Origin of the sequence: Streptomyces sp. NPDC014764, from assembly GCF_043082785.1 — a bacterium.
GTDB classification, from domain to species: Bacteria; Actinomycetota; Actinomycetes; order Streptomycetales; family Streptomycetaceae; genus Streptomyces; species Streptomyces althioticus.
This window is the reverse complement of record NZ_JBIBXY010000001.1, coordinates 1,001,844-1,023,059: the sequence shown is the minus strand read 5'-3', so window position 1 is coordinate 1,023,059 and position 21,216 is coordinate 1,001,844. Positions and strand designations below refer to the sequence as shown.

Annotated in this window: 24 protein-coding genes, 1 tRNA gene and 1 riboswitch; of the genes, 17 read left to right on the top strand and 8 right to left on the bottom strand. The window is 69.6% G+C overall.

Features of this window, described 5'->3' with window-relative positions; genetic code table 11:
• The first annotated feature begins 308 nt into the window (after nucleotides 1-308).
• The 6 genes from ACF1AG_RS04640 to ACF1AG_RS04615 all read left to right on the top strand — a co-directional run bounded on the left by ACF1AG_RS04640 (nucleotide 309) and on the right by ACF1AG_RS04615 (nucleotide 5,741).
• Nucleotides 309-1,847, top strand: a complete 1,539-nt coding sequence (locus tag ACF1AG_RS04640; RefSeq protein ID WP_391809307.1) for an alanine/glycine:cation symporter family protein — start codon at nucleotides 309-311, stop codon at nucleotides 1,845-1,847.
• A gap of 420 nt (nucleotides 1,848-2,267) precedes the next feature.
• Nucleotides 2,268-3,686, top strand: coding sequence for an amino acid permease (locus tag ACF1AG_RS04635; RefSeq protein WP_391809306.1), 1,419 nt, complete (start codon nucleotides 2,268-2,270; stop codon nucleotides 3,684-3,686).
• A gap of 134 nt (nucleotides 3,687-3,820) precedes the next feature.
• Nucleotides 3,821-4,243: a M67 family metallopeptidase gene (locus ACF1AG_RS04630; protein WP_359602685.1), complete on the top strand. Its 423-nt coding sequence runs from the start codon at nucleotides 3,821-3,823 to the stop codon at nucleotides 4,241-4,243.
• 79 nt (nucleotides 4,244-4,322) lie between these two features.
• Entirely contained in the window at nucleotides 4,323-4,418 is a 96-nt protein-coding gene (locus ACF1AG_RS04625; protein WP_019525082.1) for a putative leader peptide, read from the top strand.
• An 88-nt stretch (nucleotides 4,419-4,506) separates the two neighbouring features.
• Entirely contained in the window at nucleotides 4,507-4,785 is a 279-nt protein-coding gene (locus tag ACF1AG_RS04620) for a MoaD/ThiS family protein (RefSeq protein WP_359602681.1), read from the top strand.
• A gap of 5 nt (nucleotides 4,786-4,790) precedes the next feature.
• Entirely contained in the window at nucleotides 4,791-5,741 is a 951-nt protein-coding gene (locus tag ACF1AG_RS04615; RefSeq protein ID WP_387794273.1) for a PLP-dependent cysteine synthase family protein, read from the top strand.
• Nucleotides 5,742-5,807: 66 nt separating this feature from the next.
• On the opposite strand, the gene ACF1AG_RS04610 is transcribed toward ACF1AG_RS04615, so the two are convergent.
• A complete protein-coding gene (locus ACF1AG_RS04610; RefSeq protein ID WP_359602712.1) occupies nucleotides 5,808-5,945 on the bottom strand; it encodes a hypothetical protein in 138 nt (45 codons plus the stop codon).
• Between the two features lie 202 nt (nucleotides 5,946-6,147).
• Here ACF1AG_RS04610 and ACF1AG_RS04605 point away from each other — a divergent pair, with 202 nt between their 5' ends.
• Nucleotides 6,148-6,900 (top strand): MBL fold metallo-hydrolase, encoded by a 753-nt coding sequence (locus ACF1AG_RS04605; RefSeq protein WP_359602678.1) that lies wholly within the window; start codon nucleotides 6,148-6,150, stop codon nucleotides 6,898-6,900.
• Between the two features lie 76 nt (nucleotides 6,901-6,976).
• Here the strand turns inward: ACF1AG_RS04605 and ACF1AG_RS04600 are convergent, their stop codons facing one another.
• Both ACF1AG_RS04600 and ACF1AG_RS04595 read right to left on the bottom strand, forming a co-directional pair.
• Nucleotides 6,977-8,227: a PTS transporter subunit EIIC gene (locus tag ACF1AG_RS04600; protein ID WP_359602676.1), complete on the bottom strand. Its 1,251-nt coding sequence runs from the start codon at nucleotides 8,225-8,227 to the stop codon at nucleotides 6,977-6,979.
• A 210-nt stretch (nucleotides 8,228-8,437) separates the two neighbouring features.
• Nucleotides 8,438-9,745 carry a PTS transporter subunit EIIC gene (locus ACF1AG_RS04595; RefSeq protein ID WP_359602674.1) on the bottom strand — a complete coding sequence of 436 codons (1,308 nt, stop codon included), beginning with the start codon at nucleotides 9,743-9,745 and terminating at the stop codon, nucleotides 8,438-8,440.
• A 183-nt stretch (nucleotides 9,746-9,928) separates the two neighbouring features.
• Between ACF1AG_RS04595 and ACF1AG_RS04590 the strand changes: the two genes are divergently transcribed.
• The 4 genes from ACF1AG_RS04590 (at nucleotide 9,929) to rdgB (ending at nucleotide 12,191) form a co-directional block, all read left to right on the top strand.
• Nucleotides 9,929-10,162 (top strand): glucose PTS transporter subunit EIIB, encoded by a 234-nt coding sequence (locus ACF1AG_RS04590; RefSeq protein ID WP_033277486.1) that lies wholly within the window; start codon nucleotides 9,929-9,931, stop codon nucleotides 10,160-10,162.
• Nucleotides 10,163-10,274: 112 nt separating this feature from the next.
• Nucleotides 10,275-11,012 (top strand): ribonuclease PH, encoded by a 738-nt coding sequence (rph, locus tag ACF1AG_RS04585; protein WP_391809305.1) that lies wholly within the window; start codon nucleotides 10,275-10,277, stop codon nucleotides 11,010-11,012.
• A gap of 140 nt (nucleotides 11,013-11,152) precedes the next feature.
• Nucleotides 11,153-11,551, top strand: coding sequence for a hypothetical protein (locus tag ACF1AG_RS04580; protein WP_359602670.1), 399 nt, complete (start codon nucleotides 11,153-11,155; stop codon nucleotides 11,549-11,551).
• A gap of 37 nt (nucleotides 11,552-11,588) precedes the next feature.
• A complete protein-coding gene (rdgB, locus tag ACF1AG_RS04575; RefSeq protein WP_391809304.1) occupies nucleotides 11,589-12,191 on the top strand; it encodes an RdgB/HAM1 family non-canonical purine NTP pyrophosphatase in 603 nt (200 codons plus the stop codon).
• Nucleotides 12,192-12,241: 50 nt separating this feature from the next.
• Here the strand turns inward: rdgB and ACF1AG_RS04570 are convergent.
• The 4 genes from ACF1AG_RS04570 to bcp form a co-directional block, all read right to left on the bottom strand.
• Nucleotides 12,242-12,316: transfer RNA gene (locus ACF1AG_RS04570), tRNA-Leu, on the bottom strand.
• 15 nt (nucleotides 12,317-12,331) lie between these two features.
• Nucleotides 12,332-13,000: an HNH endonuclease gene (locus tag ACF1AG_RS04565; RefSeq protein ID WP_359602666.1), complete on the bottom strand. Its 669-nt coding sequence runs from the start codon at nucleotides 12,998-13,000 to the stop codon at nucleotides 12,332-12,334.
• Nucleotides 13,000-13,650 (bottom strand): HNH endonuclease signature motif containing protein, encoded by a 651-nt coding sequence (locus tag ACF1AG_RS04560; protein ID WP_391809303.1) that lies wholly within the window; start codon nucleotides 13,648-13,650, stop codon nucleotides 13,000-13,002. Before ACF1AG_RS04560 ends, ACF1AG_RS04565 begins: the two co-directional genes overlap by 1 nt.
• Before the next feature lie 137 nt (nucleotides 13,651-13,787).
• Complete coding sequence (bcp, locus tag ACF1AG_RS04555; RefSeq protein ID WP_359602662.1) at nucleotides 13,788-14,255, bottom strand: thioredoxin-dependent thiol peroxidase; 468 nt, start codon at nucleotides 14,253-14,255, stop codon at nucleotides 13,788-13,790.
• A gap of 139 nt (nucleotides 14,256-14,394) precedes the next feature.
• Here bcp and ACF1AG_RS04550 point away from each other — a divergent pair, with 139 nt between their 5' ends.
• The 3 genes from ACF1AG_RS04550 (at nucleotide 14,395) to ACF1AG_RS04540 (ending at nucleotide 15,656) form a co-directional block, all read left to right on the top strand.
• Nucleotides 14,395-14,724 carry a DUF3618 domain-containing protein gene (locus tag ACF1AG_RS04550; RefSeq protein ID WP_359602660.1) on the top strand — a complete coding sequence of 110 codons (330 nt, stop codon included), beginning with the start codon at nucleotides 14,395-14,397 and terminating at the stop codon, nucleotides 14,722-14,724.
• A 63-nt stretch (nucleotides 14,725-14,787) separates the two neighbouring features.
• Nucleotides 14,788-15,141 (top strand): co-chaperone GroES, encoded by a 354-nt coding sequence (locus tag ACF1AG_RS04545; RefSeq protein ID WP_190000829.1) that lies wholly within the window; start codon nucleotides 14,788-14,790, stop codon nucleotides 15,139-15,141.
• A gap of 97 nt (nucleotides 15,142-15,238) precedes the next feature.
• Nucleotides 15,239-15,301: riboswitch (guanidine-III (ykkC-III) riboswitch) on the top strand.
• Nucleotides 15,302-15,335: 34 nt separating this feature from the next.
• Nucleotides 15,336-15,656 (top strand): multidrug efflux SMR transporter, encoded by a 321-nt coding sequence (locus ACF1AG_RS04540; RefSeq protein WP_019525098.1) that lies wholly within the window; start codon nucleotides 15,336-15,338, stop codon nucleotides 15,654-15,656.
• A gap of 17 nt (nucleotides 15,657-15,673) precedes the next feature.
• On the opposite strand, the gene ACF1AG_RS04535 is transcribed toward ACF1AG_RS04540, so the two are convergent.
• Nucleotides 15,674-18,295, bottom strand: coding sequence for a transglycosylase domain-containing protein (locus ACF1AG_RS04535; RefSeq protein ID WP_391809302.1), 2,622 nt, complete (start codon nucleotides 18,293-18,295; stop codon nucleotides 15,674-15,676).
• A gap of 287 nt (nucleotides 18,296-18,582) precedes the next feature.
• On the opposite strand from ACF1AG_RS04535, the gene ACF1AG_RS04530 reads away from it, so the two are divergent.
• The 3 genes from ACF1AG_RS04530 to ACF1AG_RS04520 are packed head-to-tail and all read left to right on the top strand — an operon-like array spanning nucleotide 18,583 to nucleotide 21,210.
• Nucleotides 18,583-19,368 carry an ABC-2 family transporter protein gene (locus ACF1AG_RS04530; protein WP_086698653.1) on the top strand — a complete coding sequence of 262 codons (786 nt, stop codon included), beginning with the start codon at nucleotides 18,583-18,585 and terminating at the stop codon, nucleotides 19,366-19,368.
• Nucleotides 19,361-20,182 carry an ABC transporter permease gene (locus tag ACF1AG_RS04525; protein WP_359602653.1) on the top strand — a complete coding sequence of 274 codons (822 nt, stop codon included), beginning with the start codon at nucleotides 19,361-19,363 and terminating at the stop codon, nucleotides 20,180-20,182. Before ACF1AG_RS04530 ends, ACF1AG_RS04525 begins: the two co-directional genes overlap by 8 nt.
• Before the next feature lie 8 nt (nucleotides 20,183-20,190).
• Nucleotides 20,191-21,210 (top strand): ATP-binding cassette domain-containing protein, encoded by a 1,020-nt coding sequence (locus tag ACF1AG_RS04520; RefSeq protein ID WP_359602651.1) that lies wholly within the window; start codon nucleotides 20,191-20,193, stop codon nucleotides 21,208-21,210.
• Nucleotides 21,211-21,216: the final 6 nt, after the last annotated feature.

The window sequence follows — 21,216 nt, the reverse complement described above, 5'->3', positions numbered from 1 at the left end:
CCTCAAGTCCGAATAACGATCGTGTCACCGCCCCTGCGGATTCGTGCCGCAGGGGCAATTCTATGTGACCCGGGTCACGTGGGGGCCGGTAAGGGCGTGGTAAGAATTCGCAACCCGCTTGCGCCGCCGACGCGGATGTGAGCAACGAAGCCGGTCTTCGCCGGTGCGCACGCCTGCCCGACACGGACGCGGCCCCCTCTGCCGGGGGCGTCCCCCTATCGCCGTCGCCGGACCGGGACGCGGGCCATGCCCGAACGTCCCCGACTCCTCACCTGCCGGAACGTCCCCGCCCCACCCGAGGAAGTTCGATGTCACTCGACTCCATCACCACGACCATTGACGACGCCGTCAGCGATTTCTTCGACCCTGTCGCGACCACGGTCGGCGACATCGTCTTCTACACCGTCCCGGTCGCCGGTACGGACCTCCCCCTGATCGTCGCCTGGCTGGTGATCGCCGGCCTGGTCTTCACGGCCTGGTTCGGGCTCATCCAGGCCCGCAAGCTCAAGCTCGCCTTCGACGTCGTGCGGGGCCGCTTCGACGAGAAGGACTCTCCCGGCGAGGTCAACCACTTCCAGGCGCTCACCGCCGCCGTCTCCGGCACCGTCGGCCTCGGCAACATCGCCGGTGTGGCCGTCGCCGTCTCCATCGGCGGCCCCGGCGCCACCTTCTGGATGATCCTCTGCGGCCTGCTCGGCATGGCCACCAAGTTCGTCGAGGTCACCCTCGGTGTGAAGTACCGCGAGCAGCACCCCGACGGCACCGTCTCCGGCGGTCCGATGCACTACCTGCCCAAGGGCCTCGCCGAGCGCTTCGGCCGCGGCGGCGCCAGGCTCGGCAAGGTGCTCGCGGTCCTCGCCTCCGTGATGATCCTGTTCTTCGGTCTGTTCGGCGGCAACCTCTTCCAGACCAACCAGAGCTATGCGCAGATCTCGTCGACCTTCGGCGGCGAGGACGGCTTCCTGGCGTCCTCCGCGGGCGCCGTGCTGTTCGGTCTCGTGGTCGCCGCCCTGGTCGGTCTGGTGCTGCTCGGCGGCATCCGCTCCATCGCCTCGGTCACCAGCCGTCTGGTCCCGGCCATGGCGATCATGTACGTAGTGGCGTGTCAGATCGTCATCCTGGCCAACGTCACCGCCGTGCCCGACGCCATCGGCAGCATCTTCCAGGGCGCCTTCGAGGCCGAGGGTGTCGCGGGCGGTGTCATCGGCGCCCTGATCGTCGGCTTCCAGCGCGCCGCCTTCTCCAACGAGGCCGGCCTGGGCTCCGCCCCGATCGCCCACTCCGCGGTGAAGACCAAGCACCCCGCCAGCGAGGGCCTGGTCGCCCTGCTGGAGCCGTTCATCGACACGGTCGTCGTCTGCACCATGACCGCGCTGACCATCGTCATCGCGGCCCCCGCCAGCTGGGACGCGGCCCGCGAGGGCAACGAGATCGGCGGTGTCACCATCACCTCCGACGCCTTCGAGACCGTGCTGCCCTGGTTCCCGAACCTGCTGACCGTCGCGGTGCTGCTGTTCGCCTTCTCCACGATCCTCACCTGGGGCTACTACGGCCTGAAGGCGTGGACGTACCTCTTCGGCCGCAGCAAGGTGAGCGAGATCGTCTTCAAGGCGGTGTGGAGCGTGTTCGTGATCGCGGGCTCGCTGCTCTCGCTCGACTCGCTGATCAGCCTCGCCGACTCGGCGCTGTTCCTGCTGTCCGTGTTCAACATCATCGGCCTCTACCTGCTGGCCCCGGTCGTCAAGCGTGAGCTGAACTCCTTCCTCACCTACGTCCGCGACCGCCGCTCCGGTGCGGCGGAGCCGGCCGCCGGTCCCGCGGAGCCGGAGACGGCCAAGGCGAACTGAGCGTCCGTCCGCCCCCGAAGGGGCCCGTCCGCACCGTGCACCGGTGCGGACGGGCCCCATCCGTTTTCTGTTTTGCCTGCAACTTGTGCACAGGTGTTCGCTCAACGGTGTCTCAAATCCGCATAACGGTTCCGTCAAACGGGCCACCGCCTTTTCGTCCCCGGGTCGCGTTTGTCCCCGTTTGCCTGTGCCCCGCGTCACAGGCGGGGCAGGTGACCCTCCCGTCGCCCGTGATAGACCTTCACGACCGCCCGGCGAACGCCACCCGAACGTTCGGCCGGGTGCGCCACCGAGCCGGTCACCGCCGGCCAGGCACGGGCGGGCCCGCGCGTCCGCCCAGCTCCATCAGTCCGGGGGGATCGCGACCCGATCCGCGGCCGACAGTCGGCCCGGGTCGGCATGGAGAAAGGCGCACGACACATGACCTCTGCGAAGGTCACCGAAGCCCCTGAAGAGGGGTACGAGCGCGGACTCGGCAGCCGTCAGGTCCAGATGATCGCCATCGGCGGCGCGATCGGCGTCGGCCTGTTCATGGGCGCCGGCGCGAACATCGCCAAGGCCGGCCCCAGCATCATCCTCATGTACGCCCTCGCGGGCGTGGTCATCTTCTTCATCATGCGGGCCCTGGGAGAGCTCCTCCTCTACCGGCCCGTCTCCGGCTCCTTCGCCGAGTACGCCCGCGAGTTCCTCGGCCCGTTCTTCGGGTTCGTCACCGGCTGGACGTACTGGCTGATGTGGGTGGTCACCGGCATGGCCGAGCTCACGGCCGCCGCCATCTACATCCACTTCTGGTTCCCCGAGATCCCCCAGTGGGTCAGCGCCCTGGTCTTCCTCGTCGTGCTGTTCGGCGTGAACCTGATCTCCGTCAAGATCTTCGGCGAGGTCGAGTTCTGGTTCTCGATGATCAAGGTCACCGCCATCATCGGCATGATCGTCATCGGTCTCGGCGTGCTCACCCTCGGCTTCTCCGACGCCGGCGACACCGCCGCCGTCTCCAACCTCTGGTCGCACGACGGCTTCTTCCCCAACGGCATCGGCTCCAGCCTGATGACCCTTCAGGGCGTCATGTTCGCCTACCTCGCCGTCGAACTGGTCGGCGTCACCGCGGGCGAGTCCGAGAACCCCGAGAAGACCCTGCCCAAGGCCATCAACACCCTGCCCTGGCGCATCATCGTCTTCTACGTCGGCGCCCTGCTGGTGATCCTCTCCGTCGTCAAGTGGACCGAGTTCTCCGCCGGCGAAAGCCCCTTCGTGCACGCCTTCGGCAAGATCGGCATCCCGCTCGCCGCCGGCATCGTCAACTTCGTGGTGCTCACCGCGGCCCTGTCGTCCTGCAACTCCGGCATGTACTCCACCGGCCGGATGCTGCGCGGACTCGCCGCCAACAACGAGGCCCCCAAGGCCTTCGCCCGGCTCAACGCCCGCAAGACACCCGCGGTCGGCATCACCGTCTCCGTGGCCCTCATGGGCATCGGCGTGATCCTCAACTACGTCGTCCCCGAGAAGGCGTTCGCCTACGTCACCTCCGTCGCCACCGCGGCCGGCATCTGGACCTGGATGATGATCCTCGTCAGCCACATCCGCTACCGCCACGCCGTCGACGCCGGGCGGCTGCGCGCCTCGTCCTTCCCCGCCCCCGGCGGCGCCCTGTTCAGCTGGGTCGCCCTGGCCTTCCTGATCGGCGTCACCGTCATGATCGCGGCGGACGCGGACGCCCGCGTCTGTCTCTACGTCGCGGCCGGCTGGGCCGTCGCCCTGGGCATCGGCTGGACCGTGCTCAAGAAGGGCAACCCGGCGATCGCGGACCGCGACGAGGACCGGTTCGAGAAGGTCGGCTGACCACCCCGGAGGACGCCGGCGCACAGGGAGCACTCGTGGGGTTCCCCGCCGCCATCCGCTCAAGGCGTCCGGCATACGGGCCGTTCCGTACCACTCCTCGGTACGGAACGGCCCGTCTGCTTATCCTGAGCCTCATGCTGACCATCACCCAGGCCCTGTACGACCAGATCGTCGCCCACTCCCGTGAGGACCATCCCGACGAGGCGTGCGGCGTGGTGGCGGGCCCGGTGGGCTCCGGCCGCCCCGAGCGTTTCATCCCCATGCTGAACGCGGCCCGCTCGCCCACGTTCTACGAGTTCGACTCCCAGGACCTGCTGAAGCTGTACCGGGAGATGGACGACCGCGACGAGGAGCCGGTGGTCATCTACCACTCGCACACCGCGACCGAGGCCTACCCCTCGCGCACCGACATCACCTACGCCAACGAGCCCGGCGCCCACTACGTGCTGGTCTCCACCGCCGACACCGACGGCGCCGGCGACTTCCAGTTCCGGTCCTTCCGGATCGTGGAGGGCGAGGTCGAGGAGGAGGAGGTGCGCGTCGTCGACGCGTACTGATCCCGCATGGCGGATGGTCCACGTCCGGGATGTGGGATCACACTCCGGGACCCCGACAGGGAATCGATACGATGAGTCCATGGTTCTCTTCGACGTGGGCGACAACGCGCCGGGCATGCTGCTCGTGGCGCGGCTCCACGTCGACCTGTGCAGGCTGAACAGCGCCATCTGTTGACGTTCCGCAGCCGTCTGCGGCCATGAGCCGCGGCGCCGCCGTGCGCCTACGAAGAACCCACGACACCTTCCGACAGGAGCCCTCAGCCATGGCCATCGAGGTCCGCATCCCCACCATCCTCCGCCAGTACACCGACGGTCAGAAGGCGGTGGAGGGCAACGGGGACACCCTCGCCGAGCTCTTCGCCGACCTCGAGACCCGGCATTCGGGCATCCAGGCCCGCATCGTGGACGGCGGCCAGCTGCGCCGGTTCGTCAACGTCTACCTCAACGACGAGGACGTCCGCTTCCTCGACGGCATCAACACCAAGCTGAGCGACGGCGACAACGTGACGATCCTGCCGGCCGTCGCCGGCGGGATGGCCTGATCCGTATGCGGTACGACTCCCCGCTGGCCGCGGTGGGCAACACCCCCCTGGTGCGCCTGCCGCGGCTGTCGCCGTCCGCCGAGGTCCGCATCTGGGCCAAGCTGGAGGACCGCAACCCCACCGGCTCGATCAAGGACCGCCCCGCCCTGCACATGATCGAGCAGGCGGAGAAGGACGGCCGCCTCACCCCCGGCTGCACGATTCTCGAGCCGACCAGCGGCAACACCGGCATCTCCCTCGCCATGGCCGCGAAGCTCAAGGGCTACCGCATGGTCTGCGTGATGCCCGAGAACACCTCGCAGGAACGGCGCGACCTGCTCGGCATGTGGGGCGCGGAGATCATCCCCTCCCCGGCCGCGGGCGGCTCCAACACCGCCGTGCGCGTCGCCAAGGAGCTGTCCGCCGAGCACCCGGACTGGGTGATGCTCTACCAGTACGGCAACCAGGACAACGCGGGCGCCCACTACGCGACCACCGGCCCCGAGATCCTCGCGGACCTTCCGTCCGTCACGCACTTCGTCGCCGGCCTCGGCACCACGGGCACCCTCATGGGCGTCGGCCGCTACCTGCGCGAGCACAAGCCCGACGTGAAGATCGTCGCCGCCGAGCCGCGCTACGACGACCTGGTCTACGGCCTGCGCAACCTCGACGAGGGCTTCGTGCCGGAGCTGTACGACGCGTCCGTCCTCACCACCCGCTTCTCCGTCGGCTCCGCCGACGCGGTCACCCGCACCCGTGAACTCCTCCAGCAGGAGGGCATCTTCGCGGGCGTCTCCACCGGCGCCGCCCTGCACGCGGCGATCGGCGTCGCCAAGAAGGCACAGAAGGCCGGCGAGTCCGCCGACGTGGTCTTCGTCGTCGCCGACGGCGGCTGGAAGTACCTGTCGACGGGCGTCTACACGGCGGCGACGACGGAAGAAGCGATCGAGACGCTGCAGGGGCAGCTCTGGGCGTAGTCCGTCACGCGTGACATGCCAGGGCCGGGGACACACTCCCCGGCCCTTCCTTCGTCCCGGGCGGACTCACTCCGCCTCCCCGTCTCTCCGCTCCCGGCGACGGTCCCTGCGGGGCCGGTGGCCTCTGCCCCAGCCGTCGACGAGGGCGGTGACCAGGGCGAGAAGGACCACCGCGGCGAGTGCGAGCCACCAGGCCGTGTTCATGACCAGACCGTACCGGCGCGGGCCGAGGTCGCGCGCCCCCTCCCGCCGCGGCACGCGCCCCTTCCAGCCGAACCGGTGACAGCACAGGTGAGTTCGCCCACAACAGCGCCTGGTGGAGGAGCGACCGCAGGTTTTGCGCCTTACGCTCGACGAACCGCACGACCCCCGTCTTCTCCCACCCGCCAGCGGAGGTTTCTGCTTCATGAAGCTCACCGTCGTCGGCTGCTCGGGGTCGTTCCCGTCCGCGGAATCGGCCTGCTCGAGCTACCTCGTCGAGGCCGACGGCTTCCGGCTGCTCCTCGACATGGGCAACGGCGCCCTGGGCGAGCTGCAGCGCCACTGCGGTCTCTACGACCTCGACGCGATCTTCCTCAGCCACCTGCACGCCGACCACTGCATCGACATGTGCGCCTATTTCGTGGCCCGTTACTACCGGCACGACGGCGGCCGCTGCGCCCCGCTGCCGGTCCACGGCCCCGAGGGCACCGAGCACCGGCTGACGACCGCCTACGCCGACACCCCCTCGGCCTCCTCCATGAGCGAGGTCTTCGACTTCCACACGGTCAAGCCGTCCACCTTCGAGATCGGCCCGTTCCTCGTGCACACCGAGCGCGTCGCGCACCCGGTCGAGGCGTACGGCATCCGCATCGAGCACGGCGGGAAGACGCTGACCTACTCCGGCGACACGGGGGTGACCCCCCTGCTGGACGACCTCGCCCGGGACGCCGACCTCTTCCTGTGCGAGGCCGCCTTCACGCACGGCAAGGAGAGCATCCCGGACCTGCACCTCAACGGCCGTGAGGCAGGCGAGTCCGCGGCCCGCGCCGGGGCCCGCCGGCTGATCCTCACGCACATCCCGCCGTGGACCGACCCGCAGGTCAACCTCACCGACGCGCGCGCGGTGTACGACGGCCCGGTGGGACTGGCGGCGCCGGGGGCGACGTACGAGATCTGAGCGCGGCAGCCCTGCGGACGCGGAAGGCCCCGGAACCTGTTCGGTTCCGGGGCCTTCCGCGTCGTACGGCGAGGCGTCACGCCTTCGTGGTGTCCTCCAGCTCCTCCTCGGGCTCACGTCCCGGGGTGGGCAGGTCGAACTTGGCGATGGCGAAGCGGAAGAGCACGTAGTAGATCACCGCGAACACCAGGCCGATCGGGATGATCAGCCATGGCTTGGTCGCCAGGTTCCAGTTCAGGGCGTAGTCGATGAAGCCCGCCGAGAAGGTGAAGCCGGCGTGCACACCGAGCGCCCAGGTGATCGCCATGGACAGCGCGGTCAGCACCGCGTGGATCACGTACAGCGCCGGGGCGATGAACATGAACGCGAACTCGATCGGCTCGGTCACACCGGTCACGAACGAGGTCAGCGCGAGCGAGAGCATCATGCCCAGCACGGCCTTGCGGCGCTCGGGACGGGCGGCGTGCGCGATGGCGAGCGCGGCGGCCGGCAGACCGAACATCATGATCGGGAAGAAGCCCGACATGAACTGGCCGGCGTCCGGGTCACCGGCGAAGAAGCGGTTCAGGTCGCCGTGGACGACCTCGCCCGCCGCGTTGGTGAAGTCACCGATCTGGAACCAGGAGACGGTGTTCACGAACTGGTGCATGCCGATGGGGATCAGCGCACGGTTGATCAGACCGAACAGACCCGCGCCCGCGGCGCCCAGACCGGTGATCCACTCGCCGGCGTCGGAGATGAGGTTGCCGATCGGCTCCCAGACGAGGCCGAAGAAGACGCCCACGAGGGTGCCGACGAAGGCCATGATGATCGGGACGAGGCGGCGGCCGTTGAAGAAGCCGAGCCAGTCGACCAGCTTCTTGCGGTGGTACCGCTGCCACAGCATCGCGGCCAGCAGACCCATCAGGATGCCGCCGAGGACGCCCGGGTTGTTGTACGTCGCGGCTATGTCCGCGCCGTCCTGGACCTTCGCCTCGGTGACGGGGAAGGCCTTCAGCACGTTGCTGTAGACCAGGAAACCGACGAGCGCGGCGAGAGCGGTCGAGCCGTCGGCCTTCTTGGCGAAGCCGATGGCAACGCCGATGCAGAACAGCATCGGCAGGTTGTCGAAGATGGCGCCACCCGCGGTGGCGAAGACGGCCGCGACCTTGTCCCAGCCGAGGCCGTCCGCGCCGAACACGTCCGGCTGGCCGAGACGCAGCAGGATGCCCGCCGCCGGCAGGACGGCGATCGGGAGCTGAAGGCTGCGGCCGACCTTCTGCAGGCCCTGGAAGAGGCCGGATCCCCGCTTCTTTGCGGGGGCCGCCGAGTCGGTGGCGGTGCTCATACTTCCTCCATCGGTGGTGGTCTACACCACTAGTGGTGTAGACCTGTTGTAGCACGATGAAGGCCACGTAAGGAACCCGCGAATCAGCGACGGCGGGACTACGCACCGTGCCTCCCCGAAAGGGTCGGAGAGCCCCCCACGGGGGCACACCGAAAAGCCCCCGGAACTTAAGGTTCCGAGGGCTTGCGCAGCCGCCTCCAGCCTAGGAGATCAGCGCCGCGTCGCGTCCTCCACCTCCTCCTCCGGCTCCCGCCCAGGAGTCTTCAGGTCGAACTTCGTGATCGCGAACCGGAACACCACGTAGTACACCGCCGCGAACACCAGCCCGATCGGGATGATCAGCCACGGCTTCGTCGCCAGGTTCCAGTTGATGACGTAGTCGATCAGACCCGCCGAGAAACTGAACCCGTCGTGCACGCCCAGACCCCACGTCACCGCCATCGACACACCCGTCAGCACCGCGTGCACCGCGTACAGCAACGGCGCCACGAACAGGAACGAGTACTCGATCGGCTCCGTGATGCCCGTGACGAACGACGTCAGCGCCACCGACAGCATCAGACCGCCGATCTCCTTGCGCCGGTCCGGCCGCGCACAGTGCGTGATCGCCAGCGCCGCCGCCGGCAGCGCGAACATCATGATCGGGAAGAACCCCGACAGGAACTGCCCCGCATCCGGGTCGCCCGCCAGGAACATGTTGATGTCACCGTGCACCACCCGGCCGTCCGGCGTCGTGTACGTGCCGAACTGGAACCAGATGGGCACGTTCAGGAACTGGTGCAGCCCGATCACCAGCAACGCCCGGTTCGCGACCCCGAACACGCCCGCGCCCCACGCGCCCAGCCCCGTCATCCAGTCGCTGAAACTCTCCAGCGCGTCACCGATCGGCGGCCAGATCCACAGACACACCGCCGCGAACACGATCGCCGCGAACGCCATGATGATCGGCACCAGGCGCCGCCCGTTGAAGAAGCCCAGCCAGTCCACCAGCTTCGTCCGGTGGAACCGCTGCCACAGATACGCCGCCGTCAGACCGATGACGATGCCCCCGAACACCCCCGGATTCTGGAAGTCGAACGCCGTCACCGTCCCGTCCGTCAGCTGACAGCCGACGTTCGGCACCGCCTCGGACCCCTCCGGACAGTCCTTCGGGAACTGCCGCAGCACATTGAAGTAGACGAGGAACCCCGCCACCGCCGCCAGCGCCGTCGACCCGTCAGCCTTCTTCGCCATCCCGATGGCCACACCCACGCAGAACAGCAGCGGCAACCCCAGCGAACCGTCCAGCAGCGCCCCGCCCGCGCCCGCCATCACCTTCGAGACGTTCGTCCAGCCCAGCCCGTCGTCCCCGAAGACGTCCGGCTGCCCCAGCCGGTTCAGGATGCCCGCCGCCGGCAGCACCGCGATCGGCAGCTGCAGACTCCGCCCCATCTTCTGCAGACCCTGGAACAACCGGTTCCAGCGCTCCCGCAGAGGGCTCGGGCCGGCGTCGGCACCGGCGGGGCTCACCGTGCTCATCAAGTCCCCTTCACTGGACGCCCTGAGGGTTTGGCGGCAGTCCCCCCGGTGGTGTAGACCAGTGAGGCAGGACGGTTCCGCTGTCGTGACGCCCATCATCGAGCGACCACGACATGACCGCTCGCAAAGATGGGCCAACTGTGGGTTACTGCGACAAAGCGGTTCGGATCAGGGAGAACGAACATGGCCACCAAGGCTGAGAAGATCGTTGCCGGGCTCGGCGGCATCGACAACATCGAAGAGGTCGAGGGCTGCATCACCCGCCTCCGCACCGAAGTCGTCGACCCCTCCAAGGTCGACGACGCCGCCCTCAAGGCCGCCGGCGCCCACGGCGTCGTCAAGATGGGCAGCGCCATCCAGGTCGTCATCGGCACCGACGCCGACCCCGTCGCCGCCGAGATCGAAGACATGATGTGAACCACCGCACCACCTGACGCACGCGCCGCGGCCCCACCGGCCGCCACCGCACCCGGGCCCTTCCCCCAGCACGGGGAAGGGCCCCGCCACGTCTACGGCTAGGCTCGGCGCCATGTCTCGCATCGACGGCCGCACCCCCGAACAGCTCCGCCCCGTCACCATCGAACGCGGCTGGAGCAAACACGCCGAAGGCTCCGTCCTCGTCTCCTTCGGCGACACCAAGGTCCTCTGCACCGCCTCCTTCACCGAAGGCGTCCCCCGCTGGCGCAAGGGCAGCGGCGAGGGCTGGGTCACCGCCGAATACTCCATGCTCCCCCGCGCCACCAACACCCGCGGCGACCGCGAGTCCGTCCGCGGCCGCATCGGCGGCCGCACCCACGAGATCAGCCGCCTCATCGGCCGCTCCCTGCGCGCAGTCATCGACTACAAGGCCCTCGGCGAGAACACGATCGTCCTCGACTGCGACGTCCTCCAGGCCGACGGCGGCACCCGCACCGCCGCCATCACCGGCGCCTACGTCGCCCTCGCCGACGCCATCGGCTGGGCCCAGGGCAGGAAACTCGTCAAGCCCGGCCGCAAGCCCCTCACCGGCACCGTCGCCGCCGTCTCCGCCGGCATCGTCGCCGGTGTCCCCCTCCTCGACCTCTGCTACGAGGAAGACGTCCGCGCAGACACCGACATGAACGTCGTCTGCACCGGCGACGGCCGCTTCGTCGAGGTCCAGGGCACCGCCGAGGCCGAACCCTTCGCCCGCGACGAACTCAACGCCCTCCTCGACCTCGCCGTCACCGGATGCACCGAACTCGCCGCCGCCCAGCGCACCGCACTCGATACCCTCCTCGAAAAGTAAAAGGCACCCCAAGACCCGTGGTCGGCGCGAGCAACCGCGCCGACCGCCGCCGCGTCTGAAGGGTTACGGGCGCACGGGCATCCCCCGCGCGCCCGCCGACACACCGGGCCGCACCGGCCCGACGAGGGAGGGAACGTTCCATGGCAGCGAGCCGCCGACGCCGCACCGCAGCCGTCGCCGCCACCCTGGCGGCCGTCGCGCTCACCACCGGACTCACCACCGGCTGCTCCGCCGTCGACAAGGCGCTCGACTGCGTCCGCACCGCCGACGCCGTGGCCGAGAGCGTCACCGACATGCAGCAGGCCGTCGAGAACGCCTCCAACGACGTCACCCAGCTCGAGGAAGCCCTCGACTCCGTCGACAGCAACCTCGGCAAGCTCCAGGACGAGACCGACAACGCCGACGTCAGCAAGGCCGTCGAGGACCTCGAGAAGGCCGTCGCCAACGTCCGCACCTCCATCGACAACGGCGACACCACCCCCGACCTCAGCCCCGTCACCGACGCGGCCGGCGAGCTCACCAAGGTCTGCACCCCGTAACCAGGACCCCCGTCATGGGCCCAGGGATACTGGGCCCATGACCCGCCTGATCCTCGCCACCCGCAACGCCGGAAAGATCACCGAGCTCCGCTCGATCCTCGCCGACGCGGGCCTGCCCCACGAACTCGTCGGCGCCGACGCCTACCCCGACGTCCCCGACGTCAAGGAAACCGGCGTCACCTTCGCCGAGAACGCCCTCCTCAAGGCGCACGTCCTCGCCCGGGCCACCGGCCTGCCCGCCGTCGCCGACGACTCCGGCCTCTGCGTCGACGTCCTCGGCGGGGCCCCCGGCATCTTCTCCGCCCGCTGGGCCGGCCGCCACGGCGACGACAAGGCCAACCTCGACCTGCTCCTCGCCCAGCTCTCCGACATCGACGACGAACACCGCGGCGCGTCCTTCGCGTGCGCGGCGGCCCTCGCGTTGCCGGACGGCACGGAGCGGGTCGTCGAGGGCCGCCTGAGTGGCACCCTCCGCCACACTCCCGCCGGCACGAACGGCTTCGGCTACGACCCGATCCTCCAGCCGGAGGGCGAGACACGCACCTGCGCGGAGCTGACCCCGGCCGAGAAGAACGCGATCAGCCACCGGGGGAAGGCGTTCCGGGCGCTGGTGCCGGTGGTGCGGGAGCTGTTGGGCTGACGACACGGGAGAGGCTCGACACCGTCGCGGTGTCGAGCCTCTTCTCCCTGTGGGCCCGGTGGGACTCGAACCCACGACACACCGGACCTAAACCGGCGCCCTCTTGCCAGCTGGGGTACGGGCCCGCAGCGGTGCTTACTCTACTGGGCGCTGAGACGGGACCGTCGGCCTCCTCTGCACCACGTAGTGGTGACCGCGTGACAGTTCGGGCAGAGCAACCGGAGATTCTCGCGCCGGTTGTCACGCCAGTCCCCGTTGATGTGATCGACCTCCAGGGTCATCGGCTTGCCGAGCCACTCCGGTGTGACGCCGCACCTGGCGCACAGCTCGGGAACACCGACATCGCGCAGCGCGCGGCGCAGCAGAGTGGTCTTGGTTCGGCGTGTGCCGTCGTGCCGGATCAAGATGTCCTCGGCGGCTTTGGCTGTCGAACTTGATCTGCCGCGCTGGTGCGCCTGTCCGAGGAAGTGCGACGTGTCGATGCCGTCTTCTGCCACCCATTGATGGAACAGCGCGCGTAGTCGGCCATTGCTGGGTTTGCCCAAAACGTTCAGGGCGCCGGCGATGGAGATGCTCTCAGCGACGGCACTCCGCAGCTCGTCAGTGGTTGGTCTGAGGGAAGAGACCGGCCCCCGCTGTCCGCGCGGGAAATGGGAGATGTCGATGCCGAAGTGCTCGAAGCGCTTGTGCAGGTACCGACGGAGATTGCCGTAGGGCGGGGTGCCGAAGAAGACGATGACCTCGTCGATGTCGGAACAGCTGGCAGCTGCTTCGACGAGCCGCTCGCGGGTGTACTGCGTTCCGGCCATCACGAGGCCCGCCGTTTGCTTCGGCCTCGGTAATTGTCCGTCGTCGAGTGACAGTTGGGGCAGAGCATGCGAAGGTTCTCAATCCGATTGTTCCGCCAGTTGCCGTCGACGTGGTCCACCTCGAGAGGGAGAGGCTCCCCGAGCCATACCGGCTCGATGCCGCACAGTGCGCAGCGCTCCTCCACCCCGAGTTCATGCATCGCCCTTTTCAGCCGGCGGCCCGGGATGCGTCGGACGTGACCGGAGGTGTCCTCTACGAGGATCTCCGCAGCGGTCCGGCGGCGCTGGTTGTACCGCTGCCGCTCCGTACGAGCGGCTGGTGTGAAGTGTGAGGTGTCGATGCCGTAGATCTTGATCCGGTGGGAGATGTTCGTGTGGTGCCCACCGACCGGGTCGAGGCCGAGCCGACGGAGCACCTCGTTGACGCTCGTCGATGCGGCGACGACAGGCTCAAGAATCTGCCTTGTCCACTTCGCTCCCTCGCGCTCGAAGTGCGAGACGTCCACCCGCAGCTTCCTCATCCGGTCGAAGATGTACCGCCGCTTCCAGCTCTTCGGATCCACCCCCAGCCGCTCCAGCGCCTCCGTCAACGTCCGTGCTCCCCGGGCCGCCTCCTCCAGCCGCTCCCGCGTGTACGCGCTCGCCCTCATCGAACCCCTCCGTATCTCCGTCCATGTGTTCGTGGTCTCGCACGGAGTAACGATCCGGATATCGGACGGTCACGTACGGAAAGCGGAACGGCCTGCACCGGTGTGCCGGTGCAGGCCGTTTCCGAGGGGCGGCAGGGTCAGATGCCCAAGTCCTTGATGATCTTGGCCACGTGGCCCGTCGCGCGGACGTTGTAGAGGGCGTGCTCGACCTTGCCGTCCTCGTCGACGACGATCGTGGAGCGGATGACGCCCATGTAGGTCTTGCCGTAGTTCTTCTTCTCGCCGAACGCGCCGTACGCGTCCAGGACCTTCTTGTCCGGGTCGGCGAGCAGGGTGACCTTCAGGCTCTCCTTCTCGCGGAACTTCGCGAGCTTCTCCGGGGCGTCCGGGGAGATGCCGATCACGTCGTACCCGGCCCCGGCCAGCAGGTCGAGGTTGTCGGTGAAGTCGCACGCCTGCTTGGTGCAGCCGGGCGTCAGCGCCGCCGGGTAGAAGTAGACGATGACCTTGCGGCCCTTGTGGTCGGCCAGTGACACCTCGTTGCCGTCGGCGTCGGGCAGGGTGAAGGCGGGGGCCTCGTCCCCGGGCGTCAGGCGTGCGCTCATCGGTCTCGTCTCCTCGTACGTGCACTGCGTGGATCGGGTGCCGGGATCGAGGGTAACCGGGGGTCCTGACAGTGCGGCGCGGCCTGAAGCTGACAGACTGTCCGGCACAGGCATCACAGCGGATCGTGGAGGCGACACGGTGGCGGACACGGCGGACACCAGGACCCCGGCGCAGATCGAGGCGGACATCGCGCGTCGCCGTGCGGTGCTGGCGGAGACCCTGGACGAGATCGGGGTGCGGGTGCACCCGAAGACGATCGTGGGTGACGCGAAGGCCAGGGTCGTGTCGAACGTGGACCACACGCTGGGGCGCGCCTATGTGGGCGTCAACCGTGTGGTGAGTGAGGTGAAGGCGCAGTTCGTGGACGAGACGGGCGCGCCGCGGCTGGATCGGGTGGTCCCGGTGGGCGTGCTGGTGGTGGGGGTCGTGGGGCTGCTGGCCCTGGGCGCCCGTAAGCGGCGGCGCTGAGGTGCCGGCGGACGGGTCCCCCTCCCGCGTACGTGCGTCGTCGAGGCAGGTAGGTTTCAGGCTGTGAGCGCCAACAGAAACGACAGTTCCCAGCACGACAAGCTGCCGATCCGGATGCTGCACGACCGTGTGCTCGTGCGGCAGGAGACCGGTGAGGGCGAGCGGCGTTCGGGGGGCGGCATTCTGATTCCCGCGACGGCGGCGGTGGGCCGCCGGCTGGCCTGGGCCGAGGTGGTCGCGGTGGGGCAGAACGTGCGGACGGTGGAGCCCGGTGACCGGGTGTTGTTCGACCCGGAGGACCGTGCGGAGGTCGAGGTGCGCGGGACGGCGTACGTGCTGATGCGGGAGCGCGATCTGCACGCGGTGGCCGCGGACCGTTTCGAGGGTTCGGAGGACTCGACCGGGCTGTATCTGTAGCCGCAGCCGAACGGTGAGCAGGAGGGCCGGTGACACCCGTCACCGGCTCTTTTCGTGTGGTCGGTTACCGTGGGAGGTCCCGTACGGCGTCCTGTGTGGCGTGTCCGTGCGGGCCCCGACGAGACGCGCCGTACCGGGGTGAAGGCAAAGACGACGCACCCCCGTTTCGCTGTCGTGTCCCGGAGGTGCCTGTCATGGCCTGGGTTCTGCTTGTGGTCGCCGGTCTGCTGGAGGTCGGCTGGTCGGTCGGCATGAAGTACACGGACGGTTTCACCCGCCTGTGGCCGAGTGTGCTGACGGGCGCCGGCATCGTGACGAGCATGCTGTTGCTGTCGTACGCGGCGCGGACGCTGCCGATCGGGACGGCGTACGGCGTGTGGGTGGGGATCGGCGCGGCCGGGGCGGCGGTGCTGGGCATGGTGGTGCTGGGAGAGCCGGTGACCGCCGCCCGGATCTTCTTCATCTGTCTGCTGCTGGTGGCCGTGGTGGGTCTGAAGGCGACCTCCGGCCACTAGCCAGAACCTGGCGAGGGCTAGTTCCAGCGGCGTCCGTCGAGGGCGCCGCTGAGTCCGCCGGGGCCGGGGAGTTCGTCGCGGTTGGAGCCGCCGTCGTCGGTGTTGCCGCCGCCGGTGCTGTCCCCGCCGCCGCCCGTGCCGGTGCCGCCGCCGTCGCCGGTGTCGCCGCTCTGTCCGCCGGAGGGGGAGCCGGTGGAGGTGCCGCCGGTGGAGTCCTGCCCTTCGCTCTCCGTGCCGTCGTCGCTGCTGCCGCTGTCGTCCTCGGGGGTGCCGCTGTCGGTGTCCTCGTCGTCGGGGACTTCGGTGGCGGAGGAGGAGGGGTCGCCGGAGGAGGACGGTCCGCCGCTGGAGTCGGGGGCGGGGGGCTGGCTCTCGTCGGCGCCGGGCTGGAGCCGCAGGCTGAAGGAGCTGACGGGGTCGCCCTCGAGGGCGTCGCGGGTGTACTGGCCCCAGATCTCGGCGGGGGCGCCGCCGCCGTTGACGCGGGGGAGGCCCATGGCGCCGTAGAGGGACTTGTGTCCGGCGGTGACGGGGTCCTGGCCCATGACGGCGACGACGGTGGCGAGGTCGGGGGTGTAGCCGGCGAACCAGGCGGCGGTGTCCTCCTCGGCGGTTCCGGTCTTGCCTGCGGCGGGGCGTCCGGAGGTCTGGGCGGCGGTGGCGGTGCCCTTCTCGACGACGCCCTTGAGGACGGAGGTGGTGGTGTCGGCTGCCTCGCGGCTGACGGCCTGACGGGTGCGCCGCTCGGGGAGGGCGATGTCGCGGCCGTTTTGGGTGATCTTCTCGACGAGGGTGTACGGGGTGTGCTTGCCGTGGTTGGCGAGGGTCGCGTACGCCTGCGCCATGTCGAGGACGCTGGCGTTGGCGACGCCGAGGGCGATGGAGGGTCCGGCTCCGTCGAGGTCGGGGGTGTCGGGGGCGAGGCCGAGGCCGACGGCGGTCTCGCGGACCTTGTCGGGGCCGACGTCGACGGCCATCTGGGCGTAGACGGCGTTGACGGACTTGTCGGTGGCCTCGCTGACCGTGATGTCGCCGTAGTCCTCGTGGTCCTCGTTCTCGGGCGCGTAGCGGGGGCCGGCCCAGCCTTGGACGGGGCGTTCGCTGGTGCCGTCGTAGCGGGTCTGGGGGGTGATGCGGCGGCCGTCCTGGGTGCGGGAGCCGTTCTCGACGGCGGCGGTGAAGACGAAGGGCTTGAAGGACGAGCCGACCTGGAAGTCCCGGCGGGTGGCGTTGGGGGTGTACTGCTTGACGTAGTCGATGCCGTTGTACATCGCCACGACCTTGCCGGTCTTGGGTTCGACGGAGGCGCCGCCGGCGCGGACGTAGGTGTCGACCTTGCGGTTCTTCTGGTCGAGGCGGTCCATGAGGTTGTCGTCGACGGACTCGACGAAGGCGTCCTGCTTGCTCTTCTGCAGGGTCGTGGTGATGCGGTAGCCGCCGGCGTCGAGGGCGGCCTCGTCGACGATCTTGTTGTCGGTGAGGTGCTGCTTGACGACGTTGACGATGTAGCCGCGCTGTCCGGACATGCCGGTGGAGTGGGTGGTCCGCTTGGGCACGGGGAAGGTGAGGCGGGCGCGTTCGGCGGGGTCGAGCCAGCCTTCGTCGACCATGCCGTCGAGGACGTAGTTCCAGCGCTTCTCGACGAAGGCGCGGTTCTCGGGGTGCGCGATCACGTCGTACTGGCTGGGGGCGTTGACGAGGGCGGCGAGGTAGGCGGCGCGTCCGGCGTCGAGTTCGGAGGCGTCCATGTCGTAGTAGGCGTGGGCGGCGGCCTGGATGCCGTAGGCGCCGCGGCCGAAGAAGCTGGTGTTGAGGTAGCCCTCGAGGATCTCGTCCTTGGACTGGTTGCGGTCGAGCTTGATGGAGATGAAGAACTCCTTCACCTTGCGGGTGACGGTCTGCTCCTGGCGCAGGTAGTAGTTCTTCACGTACTGCTGGGTGATGGTGGAGCCGGACTGCTTGCCCTTGCCGGTGACGGTGTTCCAGGCGCCGCGGACCATGGCTTGGGGGTCGACGGCGGACTCGGTGTAGAAGTCGCGGTCCTCGGCGGCGAGGACGGCGTGCTGGGCGTCCTTCGAGATCTGGGCGAGTCTGACGTTCTCCCGGTTGACCTCGCCGTCGCGGGCGATGACGGAGCCGTCGGCGTAGAGGTAGACGTTGGCCTGCTGGGTGGCGAGGGCGTTGGCGGCGGGGATCTGGACGAGGGCGTAGCCGAGGAGGAAGCCGCCGACGACGAGCAGCGCGGTGACGAGGAACGCGCCGAGGACCATGCGCCAGGTGGGGACGGCGCGGCGCCAGCCGGTGCGGCGGGCCTTGAGGGCGGCGCGGCGTTTTTCGCGGGCGGCCTTCTTGTCCTTGGCGGCGCCCGGCTTCCGGGCGGGACCCGGCTCCTCCGCGGAGCCCGGCTCCTCCGCGGGGCCCGGCTTCTCCGCGGAGCCCGGCTTCTCGGCGGAAGCCGTGCCGGGCTCCTGGTCCGAGGCGGTGGCGGCCCCGCTGTCCGCGTCGGATTCATCCGATCGTGTGGCGTCGGCGTCGTCCGTCCGGGTGTCGTCCCGGGCGTCGTCGGGCGCGTCGGCCGCCTGAGGCTCGTGCGATGCCCAGCCCGGGCGGGGCTTCTTCGGCTGCGGCTCGTCGCTCATGTCGTGCACGGACTCCTGATTCGCCTCGTTCGTTCCCGTACGCCTCATATGGGTGCGTACGCCTCGTGCGTGCCTCTTATTGAAGACTGTCGCACCCGTCGCCGCCTTCGCCGGGCGGCGACGCGCGTCGTGCGTCCTGCGCCGTGTCGCCCGTTCGGCCGCGCCGGCTGTTCACCTGACCGGAGGACCGGCCGGGAAACCCGTGGCGGCGCGATCTCTCCCCGGACTAGGCTCCTGCGCTTCGGTGTCTGAAGCGGGAGGGGTGGAAAGGGGTGGGTTCGGCATGGTTGTACCTGGCCGTGGCGGCCCGGGGGTTCCGGCGGTACGCGTCGTACCGGGCGGCGACCGCGGCGGGGGTGTTCACCAACACGGTGTTCGGGCTGATCCTCGTCTACACGTATCTGGCGCTGTGGGACGAGCGCCCGGACCTCGGCGGCTACGACCAGGCGCAGGCGGTGACGTACGTGTGGCTGGGGCAGTGCCTGTTCGCGGCGCTGGCACTGCAGGGCGGGGGCGTCGAGACGGAGCTGATGGAACGCATCCGCACCGGTGAGATCGCGGTGGACCTGTACCGGCCGGCGGATCTCCAGCTGTGGTGGCTGGCGGGCGACCTGGGCCGGGCGGCGTTCCAGCTGCTGGGGCGCGGGGTGGTGCCGTTCCTGGTGGGCGGGCTGTTCTTCCCGACGGCGCTGCCGACGCGTTTCGACACGTGGGTGTGGTTCGCGGTGGCGCTGCTGCTGGCGGCGCTGGTGAGCTTCGGGATCCGCTATCTGGTGGCGCTGAGCGTGTTCTGGCTGCTGGACGGCACGGGCGTCAGCCAGGTGATGATGATCCTCGGGGTGTTCTTCTCGGGCATGGTGCTGCCGCTGAACGTCTTCCCGGGCGGGTTCGGCGAGGTGGCGCGGGCGCTGCCGTGGGCTGCGCAGCTCCAGGTCCCCGCGGACGTGCTGATGGGGGAGACGGCGGTGGCGGGGGCGTTCGCCTTCCAGGCGATGTGGGCGGTGCTGCTGCTCGCGGCGGGCCGTCTTGTGCAGTCGGCGGCCACGCGCCGGGTGGTGGTGCAGGGTGGCTGAGCGCGGCGCGGTGCTGGAAGGGCTGCGGGCGTACCGGATGATCGCCGGGATGTGGGTGCGGTCCGGGATGACCTACCGGGTGTCGTTCGTGTTCACGCTGTTCGGCAACCTGGTGATGACGGGGCTGGACTTCGTCGGGATCCTGCTGATGTTCTCGCAGGTCGACTCGCTGGCGGGCTGGTCGCTGCCGGAGGTGGCGTTCCTGTACGCGGCGTCGGTGACGTCGTTCGGGCTCGCGCATCTCGCGGCGGGGTCGATGCCGCAACTCGGTTCGCGGATCAGGGACGGCTCGTTCGACGTGCTGCTGGTGCGGCCGGTGCCGGTGCTCGCGCAGGTCGGCGGGGACCGCTTCTCGCTGCGCCGCCTGGGGCGGATCGCGCAGGGCGGGGCGGTGCTGGGCTGGGCGCTGGTGGCGGCGGACATCGACTGGACGGTGTCGAAGGCGCTGCTGGTGCCGCTGATGGTGGTGTCCGGCGCGGCGATCTTCGTGGCGGTGTTCGTGGCGGGCGCCGCATTCCAGATCTACGCGCAGGACGCGGCGGAGGTGCAGAACGCGTTCACGTACGGCGGGACGACGATGCTGCAGTACCCGCCGGCGGTGTTCGGGAAGGACCTGGTGCGCGGGGTGACGTTCGTGCTGCCGCTGGCCTTCGTCAACTGGGTGCCCGCCGCGCACATCCTGGGGCGCCCGTACCCGCTGGCGCTGCCGGGGTGGGTGGCGTTCGCGTCGCCGCTGGTGGCGGCGGGGTGCTGCGCGCTGGCAGGGCTGACGTGGCGGACGGGACTGAGGTCGTACAGGAGCGTGGGGAGTTGAGCGGGCGGATGGGGACGACAGCCGAACCGGACACGGATGGCCGGCCGGAGGCGTTCATCGAGCTGGACCGGGTCGAGAAGGTCTTCGACGTGCGCCGGCGCAAGGGGCTGCTGCGGCGCGAGCGGCACCAGGTGCGGGCGGTGGACTCGATCTCCTTCACGGTGGCGCGCGGCGAGATGGTCGGCTACATCGGGCCGAACGGCGCGGGGAAGTCGACGACGATCAAGATGCTGACGGGCATCCTCACGCCGAGCGGCGGCCGGCTGCGGGTCGCCGGGATCGACCCGTCGCGGGAGCGGACCCGGCTGGCGCACCGCATCGGGGTGGTGTTCGGGCAGCGCACCACCCTGTGGTGGGACCTTCCGCTGATCGACTCGTACAAGCTGATGCACCGCATGTACCGCATCCCCGACGCCCGCTACCGGGAGAACCTCGCGCGGCTGGTCGAACTGCTCGACCTGGGCGACCTGCTGGAGGTGCCGGTGCGGCAGCTGTCGCTGGGGCAGCGGATGCGCGGGGACATCGCGGCGGCGCTGCTGCACGACCCGGAGGTGCTGTACCTGGACGAGCCGACGATCGGCCTGGACGTCGTCTCCAAGACCCGGGTGCGGGAGTTCCTGCGGCAGGTGAACGCCGAGCGTTCCACGACGGTCCTGCTGACCACGCACGACCTCCAGGACATCGAGCAGGTCTGCTCCCGGGTGATGGTCATCGACCACGGCCGGCTGGTGTACGACGGGGCGCTCGCCGGGCTGCACGAGGTGGGGGAGAGCGAGCGGACGCTGGTGGTGGACCTGGAGCGGGAGTGCCCGCCGGTGGAGGTGCCCGCTCCCGCCCGGGTGGTGCGGGTGGACGGGCCCCGGCAGTGGGTGGCGTTCCCCGCGTCGGAGCCGGCGGCCGGGCTGGTGACGCGGATCGCCGAGCGTTACCCGCTGGTCGACCTGTCGGTGCGGGAGCCCGACATCGAGGCGGTCATCGCGCAGATGTACGCGGAGCGGGCCGGGCGGGCGCCGACGCAGTCCTCGTAGCCGTGT